This window comes from Glaciimonas sp. GNP009, assembly GCF_054343755.1.
Genome location: NZ_JBTGUV010000004.1, coordinates 3,829,582 through 3,854,403, shown reverse-complemented (window position 1 = coordinate 3,854,403; position 24,822 = coordinate 3,829,582). Strand labels below are relative to the sequence as shown.

General features: G+C 48.4%; 21 protein-coding genes. 10 read left to right on the top strand and 11 right to left on the bottom strand.

From position 1 onward, the window contains the following. Positions 1–44 precede the first annotated feature (44 nt). Positions 45–743 (top strand): UPF0149 family protein, encoded by a 699-nt coding sequence (locus tag ACXX82_RS17965; RefSeq protein WP_322237037.1) that lies wholly within the window; start codon positions 45–47, stop codon positions 741–743. Positions 744–879: 136 nt separating this feature from the next. Here the strand turns inward: ACXX82_RS17965 and orn are convergent, their stop codons facing one another. After that, positions 880–1,476 (bottom strand): oligoribonuclease, encoded by a 597-nt coding sequence (gene orn, locus ACXX82_RS17960; RefSeq protein WP_322237036.1) that lies wholly within the window; start codon positions 1,474–1,476, stop codon positions 880–882. Between the two features lie 78 nt (positions 1,477–1,554). Between orn and ACXX82_RS17955 the strand changes: the two genes are divergently transcribed. From ACXX82_RS17955 to ppnP, 5 genes are all read left to right on the top strand, one after another. Continuing rightward, entirely contained in the window at positions 1,555–2,847 is a 1,293-nt protein-coding gene (locus ACXX82_RS17955) for a M48 family metallopeptidase (protein WP_323506958.1), read from the top strand. 88 nt (positions 2,848–2,935) lie between these two features. Next, complete coding sequence (rsgA, locus tag ACXX82_RS17950) at positions 2,936–3,802, top strand: ribosome small subunit-dependent GTPase A (protein WP_322240535.1); 867 nt, start codon at positions 2,936–2,938, stop codon at positions 3,800–3,802. Between the two features lie 178 nt (positions 3,803–3,980). Further along, a complete protein-coding gene (argF, locus tag ACXX82_RS17945) occupies positions 3,981–4,898 on the top strand; it encodes an ornithine carbamoyltransferase (RefSeq protein ID WP_322237033.1) in 918 nt (305 codons plus the stop codon). A gap of 183 nt (positions 4,899–5,081) precedes the next feature. After that, positions 5,082–6,311 (top strand): argininosuccinate synthase, encoded by a 1,230-nt coding sequence (locus ACXX82_RS17940; RefSeq protein ID WP_322237032.1) that lies wholly within the window; start codon positions 5,082–5,084, stop codon positions 6,309–6,311. 358 nt (positions 6,312–6,669) lie between these two features. Then, the gene (gene ppnP / locus ACXX82_RS17935; RefSeq protein ID WP_322237031.1) at positions 6,670–6,984 is read left to right on the top strand and encodes a pyrimidine/purine nucleoside phosphorylase; all 315 of its coding nucleotides are present in this window, start codon (positions 6,670–6,672) and stop codon (positions 6,982–6,984) included. A gap of 90 nt (positions 6,985–7,074) precedes the next feature. Here the strand turns inward: ppnP and murB are convergent, their stop codons facing one another. Further along, the gene (gene murB, locus ACXX82_RS17930; protein ID WP_322237030.1) at positions 7,075–8,133 is read right to left on the bottom strand and encodes a UDP-N-acetylmuramate dehydrogenase; all 1,059 of its coding nucleotides are present in this window, start codon (positions 8,131–8,133) and stop codon (positions 7,075–7,077) included. Between the two features lie 260 nt (positions 8,134–8,393). Here murB and ACXX82_RS17925 point away from each other — a divergent pair, with 260 nt between their 5' ends. Next, a complete protein-coding gene (locus ACXX82_RS17925; protein WP_323506956.1) occupies positions 8,394–8,879 on the top strand; it encodes a YajQ family cyclic di-GMP-binding protein in 486 nt (161 codons plus the stop codon). A 117-nt stretch (positions 8,880–8,996) separates the two neighbouring features. Beyond that, the gene (locus tag ACXX82_RS17920) at positions 8,997–9,635 is read left to right on the top strand and encodes a retropepsin-like aspartic protease family protein (RefSeq protein ID WP_322237028.1); all 639 of its coding nucleotides are present in this window, start codon (positions 8,997–8,999) and stop codon (positions 9,633–9,635) included. A gap of 96 nt (positions 9,636–9,731) precedes the next feature. On the opposite strand, the gene aroG is transcribed toward ACXX82_RS17920, so the two are convergent. The 9 genes from aroG to ACXX82_RS17875 form a co-directional block, all read right to left on the bottom strand. Beyond that, the gene (gene aroG, locus ACXX82_RS17915; RefSeq protein ID WP_322237027.1) at positions 9,732–10,796 is read right to left on the bottom strand and encodes a 3-deoxy-7-phosphoheptulonate synthase AroG; all 1,065 of its coding nucleotides are present in this window, start codon (positions 10,794–10,796) and stop codon (positions 9,732–9,734) included. A gap of 545 nt (positions 10,797–11,341) precedes the next feature. Then, complete coding sequence (locus tag ACXX82_RS17910) at positions 11,342–12,562, bottom strand: MFS transporter (RefSeq protein WP_322237026.1); 1,221 nt, start codon at positions 12,560–12,562, stop codon at positions 11,342–11,344. Beyond that, positions 12,552–14,516 (bottom strand): IucA/IucC family protein, encoded by a 1,965-nt coding sequence (locus ACXX82_RS17905; protein ID WP_458563406.1) that lies wholly within the window; start codon positions 14,514–14,516, stop codon positions 12,552–12,554. The genes ACXX82_RS17910 and ACXX82_RS17905 overlap by 11 nt, the downstream gene beginning before the upstream one ends. A gap of 283 nt (positions 14,517–14,799) precedes the next feature. Beyond that, a complete protein-coding gene (locus tag ACXX82_RS17900) occupies positions 14,800–15,378 on the bottom strand; it encodes a GNAT family N-acetyltransferase (protein WP_458563405.1) in 579 nt (192 codons plus the stop codon). Between the two features lie 13 nt (positions 15,379–15,391). Further along, positions 15,392–16,852 (bottom strand): metalloprotease TldD, encoded by a 1,461-nt coding sequence (tldD, locus tag ACXX82_RS17895; protein ID WP_322237023.1) that lies wholly within the window; start codon positions 16,850–16,852, stop codon positions 15,392–15,394. 151 nt (positions 16,853–17,003) lie between these two features. Beyond that, the gene (locus ACXX82_RS17890; protein ID WP_322237022.1) at positions 17,004–17,717 is read right to left on the bottom strand and encodes a dUTP diphosphatase; all 714 of its coding nucleotides are present in this window, start codon (positions 17,715–17,717) and stop codon (positions 17,004–17,006) included. Positions 17,718–18,180: 463 nt separating this feature from the next. Then, on the bottom strand, positions 18,181–18,963 hold the full coding sequence (locus ACXX82_RS17885) for a 3-hydroxybutyrate dehydrogenase (protein ID WP_322237021.1): 783 nt from the start codon (positions 18,961–18,963) through the stop codon (positions 18,181–18,183). Positions 18,964–18,972: 9 nt separating this feature from the next. Then, on the bottom strand, positions 18,973–19,719 hold the full coding sequence (locus tag ACXX82_RS17880) for an acetoacetate decarboxylase (RefSeq protein WP_323506953.1): 747 nt from the start codon (positions 19,717–19,719) through the stop codon (positions 18,973–18,975). A 309-nt stretch (positions 19,720–20,028) separates the two neighbouring features. Continuing rightward, the gene (locus tag ACXX82_RS17875) at positions 20,029–21,051 is read right to left on the bottom strand and encodes an alpha/beta fold hydrolase (protein ID WP_458563404.1); all 1,023 of its coding nucleotides are present in this window, start codon (positions 21,049–21,051) and stop codon (positions 20,029–20,031) included. 814 nt (positions 21,052–21,865) lie between these two features. Between ACXX82_RS17875 and ACXX82_RS17870 the strand changes: the two genes are divergently transcribed. After that, positions 21,866–22,165, top strand: coding sequence for a Flp family type IVb pilin (locus ACXX82_RS17870; protein WP_322237019.1), 300 nt, complete (start codon positions 21,866–21,868; stop codon positions 22,163–22,165). 200 nt (positions 22,166–22,365) lie between these two features. Continuing rightward, positions 22,366–24,819, top strand: a complete 2,454-nt coding sequence (locus tag ACXX82_RS17865; protein ID WP_323506952.1) for a pilus assembly protein TadG-related protein — start codon at positions 22,366–22,368, stop codon at positions 24,817–24,819. Positions 24,820–24,822: the final 3 nt, after the last annotated feature.

Sequence of the window (24,822 nt, the reverse complement as noted above, 5' to 3'; positions counted from 1 at the left end):
CCGCCATCGCGCACTTTACACTTACATTTTATATAGGCATTACGATGGAACTTGACGAACCGTTATCAGATAAAGAATTTGATGAATTAGACGACTTTTTGCTTTCCGACCGCTGCGGCGAAGAAAGCATGACGATGGACACGCTGCACGGTTATCTGACCGCGCTGGTGATCGGGCCAGAGCAAGTTTTACTTGGTGAGTGGTTACCGCACGTCTGGGGACCATCACTGAAGGATGCGCCTAAGTTTAAGTCTGACAAGGAATTCGAGCGCACTGTCGGCCTGATAGCGCGCTACATGAATGAAATCGCGGTGACGTTGGAAGTGGCACCAAAAGAATACGAGCCATTATTTTGCGAGTTTGAGCATGAAGGAAAGCCGCTGCTGGATGGTGAAGCGTGGACGTGGGGTTTCTGGGAAGGTATTAATCTACGCGCCAAAGCGTGGGAGCCAATCTGGACCTCGAATTTAGCGACCGTGGTGCGGCCGATTTATTTGCTTGGGGCCGAAGAGCTGGAAGAAGAGGAAATGCTTTTGCGCGAGGATCCGGTCAAGCGCCATAAATTGACAGTGGAAGTCGAATCGGCCATTCCGGAAATCTATCGTTATTGGTTGCCAAACCGTAAATCCGCAGTCAAAACGATTCAACGCGAAACACCAAAAGTCGGACGTAATGATCTGTGCGGGTGCGGTAGCGGCAAGAAATTTAAAAAATGCTGTGGCGCTGGGTTAGCTGAAGAATAATTAACTTTGCAGCGCTGTCTGCAATGGTGGGCAATCCGATATAGCGGAATGCATTGCACAATATAAAAAACCTCACCGATTCATATGAGCGGTGAGGTTTTTTTTGCTTGAACGCCTATCTTGACGCGTGTCCGGCTTACTCTTTAATAAAGTGTTCGCGGTAGTATTTCAGCTCTTCAATTGACTCTAGAATATCTGCCAACGCCGTGTGCTTTTGATGTTTTTTGAATCCACTCGCCAACTCTGGCTTCCAGCGGCGGCATAATTCTTTTAATGTTGAGACATCCAGATTGCGATAGTGGAAGAACGCTTCCAGCTTAGGCATGCCACGCGCCATGAAACGACGATCCTGGCAAATAGTGTTGCCGCACATCGGCGATTTGCCGTTCGGTACGTATTTGCGCAGGAAGGCGATCAGCTCAGTTTCAGCTTCGGCTTCAGTCACCGTGGAGGTCTTGACGCGTTCGATCAAACCAGAGCGACCGTGCGTGCCTTTGTTCCAGGCGTCCATACCATCCAAGAATGTATCAGACTGATGAATCGCAAAAACCGGACCTTCTGCCAGAATATTCAGTTGCGGGTCGGTGACGACTACCGCCACTTCAATAATGCGCTCTGCATCCGGGTCAAGTCCGGTCATTTCCATATCAACCCAGATCAGATTGAATTCATTCGGACGTAATGGCGCCACAACAGGTGCGGATGGTGTCGATGAGTCGATAGCTTGTGACATAATTGTTCTCTTTACTATTTATTGGGAAACGCGATTAGTTTTCGCCGTCAGTCGCGTATTTTCTCACATAGGGACAACATGTCTTCATTTGCATTTTCAGTATTATTTATAGTTTTTTTGGCAATAAGCCTATCAGTACGCTTTTGGCTCGGTTCGCGACAGATTCGTCACGTCATCCAGCATCGTAGCGCAGTGCCACCCGAATTCGCCGAAAAAATTCATCTTTCGGCGCATCAAAAGGCCGCAGATTACACCGTTGCCAAGACCAAATTTGGACTTTTTGGCTTACTCATCAATGCCGTTGTGTTGATCGGCTTCACGCTATTGGGTGGCTTGCAATGGCTATCCGGCTCATTATATGGCTGGACCGGTTCTGGCATGTTGTATCAAATGAGCCTGGTGGTCGCCTTTGTACTGATCTCTGGCGTAATCGATTTGCCAATTGCCTATTACAAACAATTTGTTCTTGAAGCGCGTTATGGTTTCAACAAAATGACGCATAAGCTGTTTTTCGCCGATTTGTTAAAAAGCACCTTGTTGGGGGCTGCAATTGGCTTGCCGTTGATTTGGGTGATTTTGTTACTCATGGAAAAATCCGGTGATATTTGGTGGTTTTATGCCTGGCTGGTGTGGAGCGGTTTCCAATTATTGATGCTCATTCTGTTTCCAACGGTGATCGCACCGCTGTTCAATAAGTTCACGCCATTGACTGATGACAGCTTGCGAGCACGGATCGAAGGGTTGATGCAGCGTGTCGGCTTTGCTTCAAAAGGACTGTTCGTCATGGATGGCTCCAAGCGCAGCGCGCACGGCAATGCTTATTTCTCCGGCTTTGGCGCTAGCAAACGTATTGTCTTTTTTGATACATTACTGGCGCGCCTTGCACCGCATGAAATCGAAGCGGTATTGGCGCATGAATTGGGACATTTCAAACTCAAACATATTGTTAAGCGGATCGTGGTCATATTTGCAGTCTCACTTGTCTTCTTGGCATTACTCGGTTATCTCAAAGAACAATTATGGTTTTTTACCGGACTTGGCGTTATTCCGTTGCTGTTATCTGACCTCTCGAATAACAATGCGATGGCATTAATTTTGTTCATGCTGGCACTGCCAATTTTTACGTTCATGTTGTCACCACTGTCATCAATCACTTCGCGAAAGCATGAATTTGAAGCAGATGCGTTTGCAGCCAAATATACTAATGCTGACGATCTGGTCGCCGCGCTGGTTAAATTGTACGAGGACAACGCCTCGACGCTCACGCCTGATCCGTTACATTCCGCGTTTTACGATTCGCATCCTCCAGCCTCGGTACGTATCAATAAGCTACTCGCCACAAAATTAGAACCGGTTACATTCCATGGTTGATCATTACAAACCGAAGCCGGGTAAAGCGGTAAAAACGGGCATCGCCAATGCTGTCGGCGTCGTCATCGCGGCCCACGGACGTCACTATATGGTTCAGGCGCTAGTGGATGGCGAGTCCTTAAAACTGCATTGCGTGACACGCGGCAAGAAGAGCGATGTTGCCGTGGGCGATAAGGTCAATCTCAACATGACCTCAAAAAACCAGGCGGTGATCGAGTCCCTCGGAGAACGGCGCAGCCTCTTATACCGTTCGGATCAATACAAATCGAAGTTGCTCGCCGCCAATGTTTCACAACTATTTATCGTCGTGGCGACGGAACCGGGCTTTACCGACGATCTGATTTCGCGCGCCTTGGTGGCGGCTGAAGCGGCGGGTGTCGCCGCGCACATCATATTGAACAAAACCGACATCGTCGCCTCACTGCCGAGAACACGCGAACGGCTACAACCGTATGCCAAGCTTGGCTATCCGATCCACGAAGTATCGGCAATAGGAGCGCCAGAGCAAACCTGCGCCACCTTAATGCCTCTTCTGGAAAACCAGTCGACCATCCTGATCGGGCAATCAGGTATGGGCAAATCATCGATCATCAATCTGATCGTGCCAGACGCTGACATTGCCACCCGGGAAATCTCGGCGGCATTGGATACCGGAAAACACACGACGACTTTCACCCGATTGTATGAAGTGCATCCAACGGCTGACGATGAAACCTACATCATTGACTCGCCCGGATTTCAGGAGTTTGGCCTGTATCAACTCAGCGAAGGCATGCTGGAACGCGCTTTTCGAGAGTTCGCACCATTTTTGGGGAAATGTAAATTTTACAACTGCCATCACTTGATAGAACCGAATTGCGCTGTTCTTGAAGCGGTGCAGGAAGGAAAAATTGCCCCAATGCGGCATCAGCTCTATAAGCAACTGTTGCATGAATCATCACAAACACTGTATTGAAGCCAGATGATGCGGCCATCCCAACATGCTTCCGATACGCCGTGGCTTGTGCATGGCTTGTAGCGGAGATAAGGTTGATTAGGCTCCTTCCTTAGGTATCTTTTTGAGCAATATCCCTTATAATTGAACGGGTTAGAAACTTCGGCGGCAGATCTACCACTGGCCGCCATTTTCATTTATGGCAATCAAACACTACCTGCAGTTTTCCGACTTTACGCTCGATGAGTACGAGTACATCATTGAACGTACCCGCATCATCAAGCGTAAGTTTAAGAACTATGAGCCGCACCACCCGCTACTTGATCGCACGCTGGTGATGGTTTTCGAGAAAAACTCGACCCGCACCCGCTTGTCGTTTGAGGCCGGAATGCATCAACTCGGCGGTGCCGCCATTTATCTCAACACGCGCGACAGCCAACTCGGACGTGGTGAACCGGTCGAGGACGCCGGACAAGTGATGTCACGCATGTGCGACGTCATCATGATCCGTACCTTCGGCCAGGACATCATTGAGCGTTTTGCTGCCAATTCACGCGTGCCGGTGATCAATGGCCTGACGAATGAATATCATCCATGTCAGGTATTGGCGGACCTTTTCACTTACGTTGAACAACGTGGTTCTATCACTGGCAAGACGATAGCGTGGATCGGCGATGCCAACAATATGTTGTATTCATGGCTACAAGCGGCGCAGGTGTTTGGCTTTCACGTCAATATCTCAACGCCAAAAGGCTACGATCTCGATCCGATGCTGGTCACCGCTGATAGCACGCAATACACTTTGTTCGATAATCCCTCGGATGCTTGCGTGGGCGCACACTTGGTCACGACCGATGTCTGGACGAGTATGGGTTATGAGGCTGAAAATAATGCACGCCTGAAAGCCTTCGATGGCTGGATCGTGGATCAGGCCAAAATGGCACGTGCACAGCCGGACGCACTTTTCATGCATTGTCTTCCCGCGCATCGGGGTGAAGAAGTATCAGCCGAAGTCATCGACGGACCACAATCGGTCGTTTGGGACGAGGCTGAAAATCGCTTGCACGTGCAGAAAGCACTGTTGGAATATCTGGTGGTAGGAAAACTCGATACCTGAAATGTATATTTTTAAATGCGATTTCTGTCTTACATTCCTACGCAAGCGAGAATGCAACCAGATCGCCTAAGCAGACTTTCAAGCGGTGTAACGCCACGTTGACGCCGACCGAAAAGCCACTTAGTTAACACGTTAGCTAGCAACTTAATTACTGAATAGCACTGAAACATTAGAAAGAAGATCATGAGCGACGTAAAAAAAGTAGTTCTCGCCTATTCCGGCGGCCTCGACACTTCAGTCATTTTGAAGTGGCTACAAGACAACTATCAATGTGAAATCGTCACCTTCACCGCCGATTTAGGTCAGGGCGAAGAGCTGGAACCAGCGCGCCAAAAAGCATTGAAATTTGGTATCAAGCCGGAAAATATTTACATCGATGATGTCCGTGAAGAATTCGTGCGTGACTTCGTATTCCCGATGTTTCGTGCCAACACCGTGTATGAAGGTGAATACTTGCTCGGCACGTCGATTGCGCGTCCGTTGATCGCAAAACGCCTCATTGAGATCGCCCGCGAAACCGGCGCAGACACAATCTCGCACGGCGCGACCGGCAAAGGTAACGATCAAGTTCGTTTTGAGCTTGGCGCTTATGCGTTGATGCCAAACGTCAAAGTCATTGCACCTTGGCGCGAATGGGATTTGCTGTCGCGTGAAAAATTGCTGCAATACGCAGCAGACGCCGGTATCGAAATCGACATGAAACACAAAAATGGCGGCGCACCCTATTCAATGGATGCCAACTTGCTGCACATCAGCTTTGAAGGCCGTCATTTGGAAAATCCAAGTGCCGAGGCCGAAGAAAGTATGTGGCGCTGGACTGTCAGCCCAGAAGCAGCACCGGATCAAGCCGAATACCTCGACATCGAATACGAAAAAGGCGACATCGTTGCACTCAACGGCACGCGCATGTCACCAGCAACCGTTCTGACCGAACTGAACCGTTTAGGCGGCAAGCACGGTATCGGCCGTCTGGATCTGGTCGAAAACCGTTTCGTCGGCATGAAGTCACGCGGCTGTTACGAAACCCCGGGCGGCACGATCATGCTGCGCGCACATCGCGCCATTGAATCCATCACACTGGATCGCGAAGTCGCGCATCTGAAAGATGATCTGATGCCACGTTACGCATCGATGATTTATAACGGCTTCTGGTGGGCGCCGGAACGGGTTGCATTGCAGACGCTGATTGACCAAACTCAATTACGCGTCAACGGCTGGGTTCGTCTCAAGCTCTATAAAGGCAATGTCATCGTCGTATCACGCGACTCCAAAACCGACTCATTATTCGACATGAAGATTTCTACATTCGATGAAGATGGCGGCGCTTATAACCAAGCCGATGCAGGCGGTTTCATCAAACTGAATGCGTTGCGTTTGCGGATTGCTGCTAACGCGCGTAACCAGCGCGGATAATATTGGTCGCAAAAGTGTCTGAATGATTTGAATCACATTCACTCATTCATTCACTAAAACACTAATACACGTGAAATTTTGCCTGAAAAAATAAAAAGTCTCTATTGATGCAAGGATCAATAGGGACTTTTTATCGTTGAAAGCATATTCAGCGATCTAGCGCGCCGATGTAGAAAAATACTAACGCACGACATCCACGTTACGCATCTTTTTTTACATATTTTTTGCGTATTGATTACGGAAAATATTGCATTAAATATTATGGACAAGCCGATCATGAAAGCAATGAAATTTGGCATAATTGCGCACGCTTTATCACATTCACCAACTCTTACCCTCTACCTAAAAGGCTTTCCTTATGAGCGCGCAATTCGATAACGTATCTGTCCTGAAACAAGCCAGCGTCTACTTTGATGGCAAATGTATTTCCCACACCATCATTCTTGAAAATGGCATAAAAAAAACCTTGGGTGTAATCCTGCCTTCGACGCTGACATTTAACACTGGCGTGGCCGAAATAATGGACGTCACCAGCGGACTCTGCCAAGTGCGCCAAAAAGATCAGCCGCTGTGGACCAGGTACGTGGCAGGCGATAGCTTTGATATTCCAGCGAATTCCAGTTTTGATATTGAAACGATTGAGACGCTGAACTACGTTTGTCATTATGCCTAACATCGTATTGAATGGAGAGTGGGCGGCTTCTTAAAAGTCGCCCACGGTGCAAGACGACTCATGTAAAACCGCCTTGCACGTCATCACCGATCACACAAAAATCGGCTCCGGTTCCAATGCCACGCCAAAGCGCGCCATCACATCGGCCTGAACCGCTTCCGATAAGCGAACAACGTCTTGCCCGTTCGCACCACCTAGATTAACTAGAACTAACGCCTGCTTTTGATACATGGCAACCCGTCCCAGAGCCTTCCCTTTCCAGCCACATTGATCAATCAACCATCCAGCGGCAAGTTTAAAGCCACCGTCTGTTTGTTTATAGCTGACCATTGCAGGATGTTGGGCGAGTAAAGCGTCGCGTTGAGCGGCTGGGATGATTGGATTCTTGAAAAAACTGCCTGCGTTGCCGATCACCGCTGGATCAGGCAACTTGCGCGTCCGAATCGCGATGACGGCGTTACTCACATCAAGCGCATCTGGTTCGGCGATACCACGCGCCGCTAATTCATCCTTAATATCGCCATAACGCACATCCGCTTGCCAACGTTTCGGTAATGAAAATGTCACATCAATCACGACAGCACGGTCGCGTAAAGCGTGTTTAAAGATACTGTCGCGATAGCCGAATGCGCAATCTTTGCGATGCAACGTCAACATTTCTCCGGTCGTAAAATCGAATGCGGTTAGCGCATGAAACCGGTCTTGCATCTCAATGCCATAAGCGCCGATATTTTGAATCGGTGCGGCACCAACATTGCCTGGAATTAACGATAGATTTTCTAATCCACCCAATCCGTGCGTCAATGTCCACTCAACGAGCGCGTGCCAGGTTTCACCGGCAGCGGCACGTATCATGACAGCATCAGCATCTTCCCCAACAACTTGGATACCTTGATTGCGGATGTGCAGCACCAATCCTGGAAAATCGCGCGTGAGCACCACATTACTACCGCCACCTAATATCAGGCGCGGCAACTGAGATAGGGCTGGATCTGATCGCACCAGTTGCAGGTCTGCCACCGAGTTGATCGATAAATAGGCATGAGCGGTCGCCTCGATACCTAATGTATTGAGGGCGCGCATGGGAAAGTCGGTCTGAACCGCCAAATTTGCGGTGAGAGTCGTGTCGTGCTGATAGGCGAAAGGCATACAAGATTATACGTAAGTCGCACAGCTCCCGCCAAATAAGCGAGCAAAACTCGGGTAAAGTAGACACCACGGTGCAAAGAATGAGGGAAGCCATAGCCGCCCGGTTTTTTGTTCGATAGAATGCACGCTATGAGGCTGTCGGTCTAATTGGTTCGAAGCGATAGGATCGTCCACAATGGGCCAAAATGCTAAACGGTACGCACGGCCTCAAAGAATACAAAATACACGCACCATTAGAAAAACATTAAGGAATTACCAAAATGCCATCATTTGATACCGTTTCCGAAGCCAATCTTGCTGAGGTTAAGAATGCCGTCGATCAAGCCAGCAAAGAAATTGCTACGCGCTTCGACTTTAAAGGCAGCGATGCACGCGTTGAACTGAAAGAGCGCGATCTGACTGCTTACGCCGATTCCGACTTCCAATTAGCCCAAGTACGCGATGTGCTCACAAGTAAGCTGGTGAAGCGCAGTGTTGACGTAAGATTTCTCGACATCGGTAAGATCGAGAAAACTGGCGGCGACAAGGTCAAACAAGTCATCAAGATCAAGAACGGCATCGAATCCGACGATGCCAAGAAAATCGTTCGCGTGGTCAAAGACAGCAAGATGAAAGTACAGGCCAGTATTCAGGGCGACGCAGTCCGCATAACCGGTGCCAAGCGCGACGATCTGCAAGCGGCGATGGCAATGCTGCGCAAGGAAGTACCAGACTTGCCGCTGGAATTTAACAATTTCAGGGATTAAGCGAGATTGTTCGCTACGGCAGTCTCAAGCCTCAAAAGACGCCACTGCGGAAAAGCGCTATATCGTGCGCTTTCCGCCCTCCTCCACGTTAACTTGCCTATCGGAAGTCCACACTCCATGCGCTTGCTGAAGCTGAACGCCTGCCTTTTCATGATAATTACGGCATTATCGGCTCAAGCAACCGATATCGGCGTGGCTGGCCTTTTCCCTGGTAAAGCGGTTTTAATCATCGATGGCGCCGCTCCTAAAACCTACTCTGTCGGCGATAATGTTCGCGGCGATATACGCCTCACTTCAGTCACAGGCTCGACTGCAACGGTGAATGTAAAAGGCAAACTTGAGACCATCGGTATTGGTGAGTTCGTCAGTCGCAGTGCGCCCAGCGCAAACGCCAGTGTGACGTTGAAAGTGAACGGCGCAGGTCATTTTGTGGCACAAAGTCAGGTCAACGGCGGAATCATGACGATGTTGGTTGATACCGGCGCGACCGTCATTGCTTTGCCGGCATCAGATGCGATCAGGCTTGGCATCAACTACAAGCGAGGTCAAAAAACGATGATGAATACCGCCAACGGTCTTACGCCTGGTTATCGTGTACGGCTAGATATCGTCAAGGTTGGCGATATCGAAATAAGGCAGGTAGATGCAGTCGTGCTCGAAAGCGGATTGTCATTTGCATTGCTGGGTATGTCATTTCTCAATCGCACTGAGATGCGGCGCGAGGGTGACATGATGGTCTTGACCAAACGTTTTTGATTAAAGACTTACGAAAAAATAAAGGCCGGTTCAGATAAATGAATCGGCCTTTATTTTTTGCTCAGAAGCGATTTCCGCACTGATCGATCACAGCAGTTACGCCGCGTTTTTTTTCAGACGACGCTGCTTAACCGCCTCCGCCAATCCATCAAGGACGGCAATACTTTCTTCCCAACTGATGCAACCATCGGTAACCGATTGACCGTAAGTCAGTTCCTTGCCTGGAACCAGATCCTGACGTCCGGCGACCAGATGTGACTCAATCATGACGCCCACAATGCGATCGTCACCAGCGGCGATTTGACTTGCTATATCAGCACAGACAGGAATCTGATTCTCTGGCTTCTTGGAGCTATTCGCATGCGACGCATCAATCATCAGGCGTTGCGCCAAGCCATTCGCTGCGATGTCCTTGCAGGCTGCATCGACACTTGTAGCGTCATAATTAGGTGCTTTTCCACCGCGCAAAATGATGTGGCAATCTTCATTTCCGTTGGTCGATACGATGGCAGAGTGACCGCCTTTGGTGACCGACAGAAAGTGATGTGGCTGCGATGCTGCTTTCATAGCGTCTACTGCAATTTTTACGTTGCCGTCAGTGCCGTTTTTGAAGCCAACCGGACATGACAGGCCAGATGCCAACTCACGATGTACCTGGGATTCAGTGGTCCGTGCGCCAATCGCGCCCCAACTGATCAGGTCAGCGACGTATTGCGGGCTGATAACATCGAGGAACTCAGTACCCGCTGGCAAACCTAACTCATTAATATTGAGCAGCAATTCGCGCGCCATGCGCAAACCGTCATTGATGCGGAAACTGTTATCCATGTAAGGGTCATTGATCAGACCTTTCCAGCCAACCGTAGTGCGAGGTTTTTCGAAATACACACGCATCACGACTTCCAGTTCGCCTTTCAGACGATCACGTGCGACGACCAAAAGACGTGCATATTCCATCGCCGCTTTGGTGTCATGAATTGAACAAGGTCCAATCACGACCATCAATCGGTCATCCTGTCCATGCAAAATGCGATGTAACGCAATGCGCGAATCAGCGGCTGTGGTAGCACCTTTTTCGGTGACGCCAAATTCGCGGATTAAATGGGATGGTGGCGTTAACTCTTTCATTTCTCGTATGCGCAAGTCATCGGTACGTGGCATTTCTCTCTCCTGGCTAAAAAGTGACTGGGAATAAAAAAACCGCCATCAGGGGCGGTTTTTTTGAATTTCGGTTTGTTCTGTGATTACGAACGCTTACCGCTTTTCACCGCCGTGGGGCTGGAATAGCTAAAATAAAAATAAAAGTAAGTGTTTGAAAAAGACATTTTTTCGCGTAATTAATGAGAACTATGGGCCAGATAATGCAGCAATTTTGAAAATTAAGCAAGCACCACCCAATTACCACCGAAAAATTATGTGCGTTATCAATCAGAAACGCAATCTGCACTCGCAGAATAATGCCTTATAATCAATTCTTTAAATCATCCAACGTAGGGTCGCCATTGGCCATTTGTGCATCGTGACCGAGTTTTCAAGGCGCGGTTCAGAGACAGTTCCTACTGAGAATTCGGTTTCGGAAAACGTGATATTAATCGCAGCCACCGCGTCGAACAATGACCATTGTCCGACAACATAACGTTTAGTTTTCGGATGGCTTAGGTACATGTGTCAGAACCTGCTGACTCAGCCGATGACGTGATCGCCAATTAATGCAATACATCCTCGATATTAGGAAGAAAGTAAAAGCGTAGCACGCGGATTCCGAGCGCTGCAAACAGGTACATCACTGCGACAAACCAGAATCCTGCGGTCAGGCCACACCACGCAATAGCGGCCGTCCCGCACCCAAGGCCAAGTAATGCGCCGGCCTTGGCCGCACTATTTCCCAGCCCCATAATGTAACCTTGAATGCTGTCGCTGCTGGCACGCGACAATAGCGCATAAAAAACCGGCAATAGTCCACCTAGCCATATCCCCCATAGAAACCGCACGGCAATGAACGCAGTAATGTTGGTAGCCAATGCCTGCAAACCCACGGTGACTGCACACAGCAAGGTAATGCGTTCGACCGTTCCCAATGCGCGCGCGTCAGATTGCTTATCGAAGTAGCGCGCCCAAAATGGCGCCGAGAGCGTTAGACCCAAGGCGGTGACTCCGTAGCAAAGTCCAGTCACCCACGCCGGAGCCAATAATACGCTATCGATATAGAGCGCAAAGAAAACTTGCGGCATCATTTTTCCGGCTTGTATCAATACGATTGCTAGCAGCAATCCGATCCAAAAAAGGGATAGATTACTAGCGTTTTTTTTGATCATACAAACGCTACTGCGTGGCTGTGGCAAACAATTTCGCTGCGGCGGTAAGCATGCAGTCGCAGCTATTGCGCATGACAAACATAACCCGGTTGCGACCAAATTTACACTTTCAAATCCGGAATAGGCATATAGCCACCCTCCGAGCATCGGCCCCGCAAAAGAGCCAATTGCCGTCGCCGTTTGTAGCTGTGCGATCAGAAAGGTACGTTGTTTAGGCGCACTCATACCGGCCCCGTAAGCTTGTGCTGCGGCGATGAAGCCAGCAAAACCACCCTGTACCAAACGTGCAAGCAAGATGCTGGTGACACTTCCCGCGATTGCGACCCATAATTGGGTTATTGCGAGCGCAAACAGGGCACGCAATAACATCGGTTTGTGTCCAAATCGATCCCCCAAACGTCCCCATAGCGGCGTCGTCAACATCGCCGCCAGCATCGGACCAGCATATACTGCACCGCCAACGATACTGGTCATCTGTGGTGAAAGATGGCCGAGGGAGCGCAGATAAACTGGCCAAAAAGGGCCACTCATTTCGAGTGCTCCCATTGATACCAACTGAATCCCGTACAGCCACCATAACGCACGGCGGCTTTGAGCTGACTCAGTTGCCATTGATCCTTGCCGTATCACTTGGATCTAGCCCAACAAGTGGATTTGACATAGTACGCAACTCATCGTCGGCGCTTTCCGTCAGACGCATTCGCATAAACGATTTTGCAGGCCATGCTTGTACCATTAATAGCGCGTGTTCCTCCTTCCACAATGTAGGGGCGATGCGCGGCTTCAAATGGTCGAAGGCACCTTGCATTACATCGCGCAGAACCGTCCACAGTTTTTTCTCTGGTAAATCGTAAAGCTGCGTTAATAACAGAGCCAGTTCACCCAGATGGCAAAGAAAGACCGCATGCAATAACTTATCGCGCACCGTTTGACGATCCTCAAATACGGTCTGATCAGCCTTATAACAACGCAATGTCAACCCTGCGACCCGGAGAGCCTCGGCATGAATACGGATATCACCAAAATCACGCAATAGTAATTTTTGTGGCATGCCGTCCGCGTCGATCAGTACAAAACTATTCTGTTGGTGCGCCTCAAAACCTATGCCGTACAACAAATAAGCGCCAAGCGTAGCGGTCACCACAATCTGCGCATACTGGTGGAAGAAGGCGATCGCGCCTTGTGCATTATCCTGAAAAGCGCTTGCAACCAATTCCGTCACTAATGCCGTCTTTTTACCACTGTTTTGTATAGATGTTGGGGCAAAAAGTGCGCCTACAGGAATCGGAAACAGGCCGTCCTGAGCGTGATGCATGGGATTGACGCGATACAAAATCGACAGATGCCGGGCGTGCTCATCATTACCTTCGGGATCAATATAATGCAAGCCGATCTGCTCGCAAACGATGGCCAACGTATCACCGAAGCCCTGCTCTCTCGCAAGAATTTCCTGTAGTAGAGCGCTCACCCGCGGGCCCATTTGGGCTGACTTTGGGGAAAGACTTCGCTGCACACTCGTCAACCGTAATGAGATCGGTAATTTCATCATCGGCAAATGTGAAGAGCGTTGTGGAACGACAGTTCGAAAGGACATAGTTGGCGAAGCCACGCACGTGACCTCGTTAAGTAGAATTAATTTCCGATCAGCGATCTCAAGCGCAAATTCGGTCGGCAAATGGCGTTGTGCCTGCCATGGATGCATCGGCAACGGCAACCATTCAGAAACGGTTAAATTACGCGCAAGCAAAGCCTCTTTCCATATTCCCCAAACCTGCGGAAAGGTAAGTTCGAACCAATCCGAATAAGTAGAAAAGCCAGACATTCCTGGCATGTTTTCTATATGCATAACGTCGGCACGCACTGCAGCGACTTCGACTTCGATGCTGGCTTCGAATTCAGGAGACATGTCAAATACCTCCTGCTTTGACATCCCAAGTTTTGTCTTATAGTTTGGATGCCATGGATGTCCCAGAGTGCCCCATTGCTCAAGAAACAGACACCCATTAAAGCGCTCGCCACCTTTGTTGTTTCCTGATTTTTTTTGCAACCAGGAAATCATTCCTTCCCCCATCGGTATTTCTTGCTCAAGTCTACGCGCCCAAGATTGACGGTAAGCCAGACAGAGCGTGTCGTTCTCGGTGCTATTACGTAATTCGGCTTGCAGCCTTTCAATGTCCGGCTTTGAAGTCGCTACTTCAAACAGACCGGCCAAAATATTTAGCGCTTCGGACGGGGTCGTCACTTTAATCGGCCTTTGATGATTTTTCAAATAATGAATATGGCCATTCAATTGCCAACTCCCCGCCATTCCCGCCTTCAAACCATCGAAACGAAACAACGTTTTACTTCGCCAGTGCGGCAGCCAGACCGCATCACTCGCGGGATCAAAAATTAACTGATCAGAATCGAGTAATTTTTCGCGAAATAAGGCCTGCAACAAGAGTTGCAAACCACGTTTATTGGCTTCAGCTCTGGCCAGAGTCCATTGTGTCTGCGTCAAATTTTGAGGAAAATTATCAACACGTTCCGTCAAATTGCTAGTGACACTTAGAGTAGTTTGAATCATATTAGAACCCTTCCCGTGCAAAAAAAAAATGAGATCCAGGCCACCTCTTCCGCCAACTTGAAATCGATCAAGCGATGGGAAAGAGATGAAACTTCCGATAAAGCCATAATTTAATAATGAGAATCATTCAAACATGCTACTTAAGTTGACACCACCAATCCTTGATCGGCAAACCGATACTTTTTTGAAAAAAAAGAGGATAGCTTTACGTGAAAAAAATCTTCGCGCAAAAAAAAACCGCCATCCGTGGCGGTTTTTATCATTCGAGAAACATCGGAGAATGCTAAGACTTACGAATTTTTGCAATAGTTTCGTCGTGCATGAATGTCGACGAATTTGGCATACTGGTGGTTATCATTTGAATGTGAGGAATGCCATCTTCATCATACACTTCACCGATCGGCTCAAAACCGTAGCGACCATAGAACCGTTGCAAATGCGCCTGCGCACCAATTTTAATGGCATGCCCGGGAAATAACTTCGCGACTTGCGCCATCGCTTGATTCATCAAGGCATGTCCGGCGTTCATGCCACGCAATGTTGACGCGGTTACGACCCGACCAATTGACGCTTCTGCGTAAACAACACCGGGCGGTGCGATGCGCGCATAGGCTACTAAACCGGCGTTGGGCAAATAGCCGAGTCCGTGCCAGCATTGCTGATCAATCCCGTCTGCATCTTGAAAAACACACTTCTGCTCTACAACGAAGACTTGCTGACGCAAAGCCAACATATCATACGTCTGGGAAGCGCTCAAATCTTGAAATGGAAGCCAACTCCAGTCGAGCATCCGGATATTTTCCTGATTATTTTTTACCTCATGCTCCGACTTATCAGCGACGGCAACCTTTTCGACCATCATGCGCCTTTCGCTTTTAAGCAGTTCCACCTACGGTCACGCCATCAATCCGCAACGTTGGCTGTCCCACGCCAACAGGTACGCTTTGACCTTCTTTACCGCAGACGCCCACGCCTGGATCAAGACGCATGTCGTTGCCAATCATCGACACGCGATGCAGTACGTCAGGGCCATTACCAATAAGCGTCGCACCCTTGACCGGATAAGTGACCTTACCGTTTTCGATCATGTATGCCTCGCTCGCGGAGAATACGAACTTGCCGTTCGTTATATCGACCTGTCCGCCGCCGAAATTTACCGCATATAAGCCATTTTTGACCGAAGCTAGAATCTCAGCCGGATCTTTATCACCGGCGAGCATGTAGGTGTTGGTCATCCGTGGCATCGGAAGGTGGGCAAACGATTCACGACGTGCATTACCCGTGACCGGCATCTTCATGAGACGCGCGTTCATGGTGTCTTGAATATAACCTTTGAGAATACCGTCTTCGATCAGCGTGGTGCACTGCGTTGGATTGCCTTCATCATCAATGTTCAGCGAGCCACGACGGTCCGCCAGCGTTCCGTCATCGACTACCGTTACGCCTTTGGCGGCAACGCGCTCTCCGATGCGCCCCGAGAACGTGCTGGAACCTTTGCGATTAAAATCGCCTTCGAGGCCATGACCAATCGCTTCATGCAACAAAATACCTGGCCAGCCATTACCCAGCACCACGGTCATTGGACCGGCAGGAGCGGGACGAGCGTCCAAATTCACCAAGGCCGCTGCGACTGCTTCAGCGGCATATTTTTCCAGCAACTCATCGGTAAAATAACCGTAACTATAACGACCGCCACCGCCGCTACTACCCATTTCACGTCGACCATCTTTTTCTGCAATAACAGTGACTGATAGTCGTACCAATGGGCGAATATCGGCAGCAATAACGCCATCACTTCGCGCTACCAGAACGACGTCATATTCACCAGCCAGCCCGGCCATGACTTGCACGACGCGCGAATCTTTAGCGCGGGCTATGCGTTCGATTCGCTCCAGCAATTTTACTTTTTCAGTTGCATCCAGCGACGTTAAAGGATCGTTGGGCAAATACAACGAGCGACCGCCTTTTTGCTCCATGACACTCGCTATTTTTACTTTTCCTGCACCTTGACGCGCAATGGTACGCGTCGCAATTGCAGCATCGTGTAATGCGCGTTCCGAAATTTCGTCTGAGTAAGAGAACGCCGTTTTATCGCCAGAAACCGCGCGTACACCGACGCCTTGATCAATGGAGAAGCTACCGGTTTTGACAATTCCCTCTTCCAGACTCCAGCCTTCGCTTTTTGTAAACTGAAAATAGAGATCGGCATAATCCACCTTGTGCGTGAACATCGTCGCGAGCGCTTTTTGCAGACTGGATTCATCAAGGCCGAAAGGCGTTAGCAAAACATCGCGTGCGACAGCGAGCGCTTGTAGATTGGGTTCAAATGGTTTCATATTATTAGGTGCCTTGCAATGTGGACAGATTAAGCTTGATTGTAGAGCATCCAATTGCTGGCTGCAGTAAACAACCTAAAAACAGCCCCCAAATAGCCTAAAAACAATACGAAAACCGCATCAAGGTAATCCACGAGGGCCAGGTAATGCGTCAATTGTCAGAACGATCACTTTGCGCACAAATGATGGGTTGAGGCAACAAAGCATAAAAAGCGTAACGCTCATTGAGCAATGTGTAAATTTGCATTGAAAAATTAGCAGCCGCGGGATCAAGATAGGAGACAATTTCGATCAGATGCGAGTTGTCCTCTTTCCCGCCCCATACTTTGGTGTAGCGCCCAGTTTTATAGCCGTGGTTTTGGCGGAAAACATTTAATACATGCTTAGCAATATATAAGACCATAATCTGGTCCCAGTTCAGACAACAGGCACGACACGTGACCTCCAGCAAAGCCAATTCGTTGCGCCCACTAGCAGCAAAAGCCGCGATTAGCTCCAATAGCTTCGGTACGTCGCACTGCGCCAACGTATATTCTTTGCCATCAAAATGGCAGCTTTCCAGTTTTGGATTGGAGCGACTTAATAACACGCTTGTCGCTACATTCAGGTTCCCATCACATTCACTAATAAGGTGAGACAAGCTGAAGTGCAACATATCAATGAGCTCAATCTGCACTAGAGAAAAATCTCTTGGCTCGCTACTCCACCATTTCCATCCATAGTGATCCAGTGCTTCGACAGCCTCAACCAGTACACCGCGTAAATAGGGATATCCCGAACCTAACCAATTATCATCAACCTTTCGATTAATTTTATCTTGCATAGCCAGGATGATTTCTGCTTGTCTCACATTTATTTTTTCCACGATGACCTATCTTAGATTGTTATTCGCTTCGATTCACTATAAACGAGATGAATTCATTCCCAGCAGGTAAACCAAGACAATTCTGCCAAGATAATTCTCTCTTTATTAGCGCAACCTAAGACAGGTTTTCATCGGGTCGTAGCGTTCCATTGACTTCTTTCTGAGGTCAACATATTGCAATGATTTGATCAGGTGAAATTTTTCTAAAAATCTGCCTGTATTTTTTTTCACCTTCCTTTTTTACTAAAGTGAAAAGAAAACGTGGACGAACAACAGCGTCACAGCTTAAAAATAGAGCGTGAAATGAGAGGATGTAATTGGAAGAATTTTAACGAATTCGCGCAATCAGATAGCACACGATGTGCGCCACCTGATGCGAATTAATTTTAAGTATTGCGGGCGAATCTCATAAATCAAAAGTGTTACAAATTATAGTTTACAGCGGCGACGATGATTGTCTGGATCATTGCATAAACCAACCATGACTCACCACGATCGACTGGCCAGTCAATGCATTAGATTCGAATCCCCCAAGAAATATGGCTGTTTGCGCGACATCATGTACCGTCGTGAATTCACCGTCCACGGTATCTTTCAACATCACGTTTTTGATAACCTGATCTTCAGTGATTCCCAATTCCTTGGCTTGCTCTGGAATCTGCCTTTCAACCAGCGGTGTACGCACAAAACCGGGGCAAATGACGTTCGCGCGAATCTTGTTCTTTGCACCTTCCTTGGCGACTACTTTTGCCAGACCGATCAAACCATGCTTAGCGGTAACATACGGTGCTTTCAGGGGCGAGGCTTCATGCGAATGCACCGATCCCATATAAATGATCGAACCGCCCGTTCCCGCCTTGATCATTTCTCGCATAGCCGCGCGCGTGGTCAAAAAAGCGCCATCGAGGTGAATCGCCAACATTTTTTTCCAGTTATCCAACGTCGAGTCAACGATAGGCGCGATAATCTGAATTCCCGCATTGCTGATCAGCACGTCAATACTGCCAAAAGCGGCAACCGTATCTGCGATTCCCTTATCAACCTGCGCTTCATCCGTGACGTTCATCGCGACTGCCATTGCAGTACCACCGGACTTATTGATTTCGTCAGCGGTAGCGGTAGCAGCGTCGAGGGCCAAATCGGCGATCACAACTTTAGCACCGGCACGTGCGTATTCAATGGCGATTTCTTTACCGATACCGCTGGCTGAACCCGTAATTAGTGCAACTTTATCTTTTAATGACATAGCATTCCTTTACTTTGAATTGGCGAGATAATCATAAACAACAGTGCCGTGCGGCAACGTCAGATCGGACATAATATGTACAGCAGAAATCACTTCAAGCACAGGCAGATCAGCTATCGGTGCCAATGCATGGGGGCGTAAATCAAGGGCACCAGGACCGCTCCACGCACCTTTGATCGTCACATCGGTGAGGCTATATTGAACAAGTTCGCAGATTCGTGGCGTCCCGTCAACATGTGGAATAATCTTTAACAAAAAGGTCGGTGCTTCCAGCGATTTTTTGATCACGCCTGCGTCGAGGGGTAAATGCTTATAGCCCATCGTTCCAACGGCTATCTGGGTATCACTATAGGAGAGCGTACCAACCATCGTATCTTTATGCACTTTTAGCTGTGGTTCACCCATCTTTTTTGGAAAACCCCACAACTCCCGACCACCTGCAATTGGCGGCTGGTCATTCAAATACATACTGTGAACGTATCCTCCAGCAACACCATCCAGCGTTACCGGAATAACCTGTCCCGATTCACAATAATGCCCAAATCCGGTTGAATCCGGCATCTTGATAAATTCAAATTTGACGATGGGTTCAACAAATTGTAGCGGAGCAGGAATAATCTTTTTTAATGCTTCTGGATCTGTTCTGTAAGTGATGATCAAAAATTCCCGATCAACAAAACGATAAGGTCCGGGCGGAAAGGCGGGATTATGAAACGGCATAGCAAACGCGTTGCGGCGAATATCTTCTTCAGTCATAGCGCTTCCTCATGATAAAAAATACTACAGCCAATATCGATTTATTGAATCTAAAAAATATAGGGTAAAAATGATTCACGTGCTCATGAACGTACTAACAGGAATCGCTGCGCATCAATCAAGCTTGAGTACACATAAAACACATGCGATGTACACAACACATGTGTCTCTGAATTATGCCTTACCGGCAGCGAGGCTGCAGAAAGCTTACCAAATTAGATTACGAGGGAGTTGCGTTGCCTTGAACACAATTTTTTATCGAGAAAGCACCTTTCTAGTAATAACAAAAAATTGACACGACCCCCTACTTCACGATTGTTTAGCAAGCCATTCCAGCAGTATTTTATGGAAATTTTCTGGATCTTCCATCTGCGGGGCATGACCAAAACCAGGAAATTCAACCAACGTCGCTTGTGGAATCATTTTTGCAACTTGCTTGCCGAGGTGAGAATAATGACCGATGACGGCCTTCACTTCAGGCGGCGCCACATCACTTCCAATCGCGGTGGTATCGGCGTCACCAATCATCAACAGGGTCGGCATCTTTAAATTTTTAAACTCATATACAACCGGTTGCGTGAAAATCATGTCATATATCAGAGCCGAGTTCCAAGCCACCAATTTTTTACCCTGCCCCTGATTCAATCCCGTCAGCATATCTACCCAGCGCTGATACTCCGGCTTCCATCGTCCAACATAATACGTATTCAACTCATACTTTCGAATACCCTCCGATGTCATCTTGAGTTCGCGCTCGTTCCATTGGTCCACCGTTCGATAAGGTACGCCAAGTGCCTTCCAATCTTCTAATCCAATTGGATTGACCAGGACCAATTGATCGACCTGCTGTGGATACATCAAAGCATAACGTGTAGCTAACATTCCTCCGGTGGAGTGGCCGATAATCGTCGCCTTCGTGACTTCCAACTTTTCCAACAACCCATACGTGTTGATCGCCAGTTGCTGGAATGTGTATTGATAGTGTTCCGGTTTGGTTGATGTACAAAAGCCGATTTGATCTGGTGCTACAACCCGATATCCCGCGCCGCTAAGAGATTTTATGGTCTCTTCCCACGTTACGCCGCAAAAATTTTTACCGTGCATTAGTACGACAGTATGGCCATTCGGCTTAGTGACCGCAGCCACGTCCAGGTAACCCATTTGCAAATTAACGCCTTGTGATGAAAAGCCGTAATGCTGCAAAGGATAAGGCATTGAAAAGCCTTCGAGTTCAGGGCCATAAGTTGGTGCAGCCTGCACGATTGATGACGCCGCACCAAAAAAGGTCATCAGTAAAAAACTGAACGACCTAAAAGAGGGCAAATCTGGCATAGGATTTTTTCGGAAAAATGTGGTTATAGAAAAGGAAAAATATTCTGCGTAACGATAGCATCTGGCGCTAAAGAAGAATCTGTTTATTGCGACCAGTTTACGACCAAAATTCTCATCTCGGGCTTCTCCCATTTTTCTATATGAGAAAAATGATCCAAATCCGCTTCTGGCATGCAAATTTTGCGGTGTCACATTGCCGTAATACTTGCCTATTTCCGTTTCAAGTAAGCGCTGCATACCTAAAAAAACGATACAAAAATATGTAAGAACGCACGAAATAAGAACGCTCGTACGCATCTTTTGCGCAAAGCAAAAAACGCCATACAATGATTTTTATAGCAAAAAATGCCTATTTTTCCGCCCTAAAATTCACACTATTTAAATTAATTTTTCAGTTAAAAAAATCCGTGAATTTCATAGATAAATGATCTTGAAACAGAATTATTTTTAGTGCCATGGCACAACAATTGCGTTAGGGAAATTAAAAAAAGTGCCGCGTATAATTTTGAAAAATACCTAAAAAGACAAAGAGCACTATCGAATTATGTCGATGAAGTAGTAAAAAATGCTCCTGAATTGATGCCGCCCGGCGCTTCAGCAGTTGTGAATCCTGACAGAATTTGCCGAAACTATCCGGCAACGAGCACCGCAAAGCAATCCCAAAAAGAAGCCCTCGTACTACTGTAAAAAAGCACCGTTAACATTCGTTTTTTGATGTTGGCTACGTAATTGCATAACTGCGGAAATTTTTTTGTGACTGTTTTGCTTGCAACGGGGAATCGTCCCACAACCACGCGTCTTTAGGAGATTTCAAATGGCTACGCTTTCACTATCCAAATTCCGTCACATTAAAAATATTAAAACGGCATTGCGCCAACGTGGACAAGGAATGTCCGAATACATCATCATCGTGGCATTGATTGCGGTCGTAAGTATCGGTGTTTTTGCAGCCTTTGGCAGCACCATCCGCCATCAGGTTGCAGGTATGGCTGCAGAACTGTCTGGCAGTAACGGACAGACAGAGATTACTGCCGCTGGTACCGCAGCGACGCTGGCCGCCACGAGGGCTGCTACACAACGCACTATGAAAGATTACGGTACAGATAACCGTTAATCGCCCCACAAACGGTTACCGGCATCTGTCGCTAATCCTGGAGACAACAACTCTCGCGTCGCACATTTTACAGCGACGCGAGAAAATTTTACGGGAAAGAGTTGCCTCACTACCGACGGGCAGACTAGTCACGCAACAAAAGTGTTTGACCATGCGAAATCATTAATCTATAAAAACTTTGTTCAAATACGGGGCGCAAATTGAGACGTTTATCACCATGCGCTAAAGAAAGGATGGCGAGCGCCGTATGGCGCAACAGCAAAGCTGTGCACCAACATCGCCCTTCCCGCTCTATCGTCGCGCGTCAGCGTGGTGCAGTATTACCAATCGCCATCTTCTTCGCCGCTGTATTATGTCTCGGACTATTTGCGGTCTATAACATGGCGCAAGTAACCAGTGAGAAACGCCAACTAACGAACGCCGCCGACGCCATTGCCTATAGCACCGCAAATGTCGCCGCTGAGGGCCTCAACTACACCTCTTATACCAACCGCGCCATGATCGCCAACTATCAGGCGGTCGGTCAAATGACGGCGATGTGGTCCAACATGACTATGTCCGAGGAGTACTGGAAAAACAATTCAGTGGTGATGAAAGCGGTTGCCGCACTGGTTAAATATATTCCTTATATCGGCACAGGTCTATCTGGCGTTCTCAACGCAGTCAGTAAGTTTTCCACCTTTTGGGACAAAATCGTTGATGGTGTGCGCGTTACCAGTCAGGTATTGGCTAACGTTGGCACGGCGACGACCTCACTGACTAATTACGCTATTTTTGCATCGCAACAAGTGCATCTCGCCACCACTGCCTCGGCCATGATCTCGATGCAGAGCAATCTGCTGGCCGCCAATGCGCCACAAGCAGAATATATACCGCAGACGATCGTGTATCAGATTGGCAAAAGCATGGTTGACTTCGGCAGCATGATCAAACTGCATCAACCGCCGCGCAAGTTCTTAGGCGACACAGTGATGAAAACCGACATGCCGAACAGCACCGGTATTAAACACAATATGGTGCATGCCCTGATGATGGACGAAATGTTTGGCTTCACCAGCAATATGGCTGGGCGACGCCTGTTTCCAAATGCAGTAGGTTTATGGACGGTAGACGGTTGCAACCTGAGTGCCATCAACGGGATATTAACCGGGTTATCGACCAACGGCCTTGAACAGATCATACCTGCGCTCGCTGGCAACACCGCTGCTGATGTCATCGGCCCCGTCATCGAAGCCTTCATGAATACAGTCGGGCTCATCGCTAGTCCGATTATGTGTCTGTATGAACGTACGGGTGGGTCACGTGTGATCCAAATGCAAGACGGTACCTACGCGTGGAGCAATATTGACATCATGGAAATTAATCCGCATCTGTTTAATATTCATATCCCGATGGCGGGTGCCGTGACGATGTCCAAAGTTGGTCGTCAGGGACTAGACAAAAATCAAGAAATACCTGATGACCTGAAAAAGTTTGTTGACGTGGTAAATGGCAACGACGCATGGAAAAGATCCTTTTGGGGCGAAGCGGTCGCCATTGACGACTGCATGTATTTCACGCTCCCAACCGGCGGTGTGTACGCACCGCGCCTCGGCGGTGCCTGTGCGTCACTGAATGCCGGTGTGGCGAAAAAATATTACGATCGCGGCGTGATGAATATTGCCGAGTCTTCTGCCGATAGAGCAATGAAAGGCCAAGCCCAGATTGCGAATGCCACCGAGGTAATTAGCAATGCAGCCACTGCCACTTTGGCACCGATAATTCAGGCAGTCGGCAGCAGCATTAACTCCACCAGCTCGGCGTCATCTTTAATCAACCTAGCAGATGCCAACGCAGGCAACACCACTGGCGTATTGGGTGGCGCACCAGCTGGTCTTCCCGCATCCGGTTCAGCATTGAACGCGCCAACCCCAGGCAGCGGAGATCCGGCGGTAGGCATTGCGAGTGGTCTAGCACAACAAGCTGCCAATTTTGCGAACCTGTCGAGTCAGGGTAACAACGTCTCTTCGGCGGTTTCAAACGTGTTGGGCAACGGCTTCACCTTACCCAACATGTCCTTTACCGATCCGGTCAACGCGCCAGACGCATTTACTCAATTCCTTCTAAAAGCACTGGGATTGAGCGATTTAATCGATGTTTTGGGGATGCGCACTTCACGCGGGACCGAAACGTTATTCCAAAAACCTGGCTTGGGTGGCGTGATTGCGGCCGATATGGGATTGCCGGCCGAACGTTTCGGTTTTTGGGAAATGCGTCACGCGAATCTTGGTAACTACCGTGTTCAAAACGCAGACCGTGCCAACGGGGACAGCAGCAATATATTTTTGGCTAGTAAGGAAGTCCAAAACAATGCCCTAAAAGATATTGGTCCATCCTTTGTGGTGGCCTTGCAGGAAACGGCAGAGAAACTGCCGCTGCGCTCAGAAAGCAAATTTAATCTTGGACGTGCACCGTTGAAGGATTATGACGCCGAGACCAAACAAAGTTATCTGAAAGCGATCGGCAAGGCCCGTGTTTACTACCGGGCACCAGTGGAGCGCTGGACCTCTCGAATGCAGGTTATGTCACACGCCAATCTGATACTGCCGTACTGGAATGCAAGGCTGGAAGGCCTGAACTATCCGGAAAAATCTCTATTCTTCCTGATCGACTAGCCC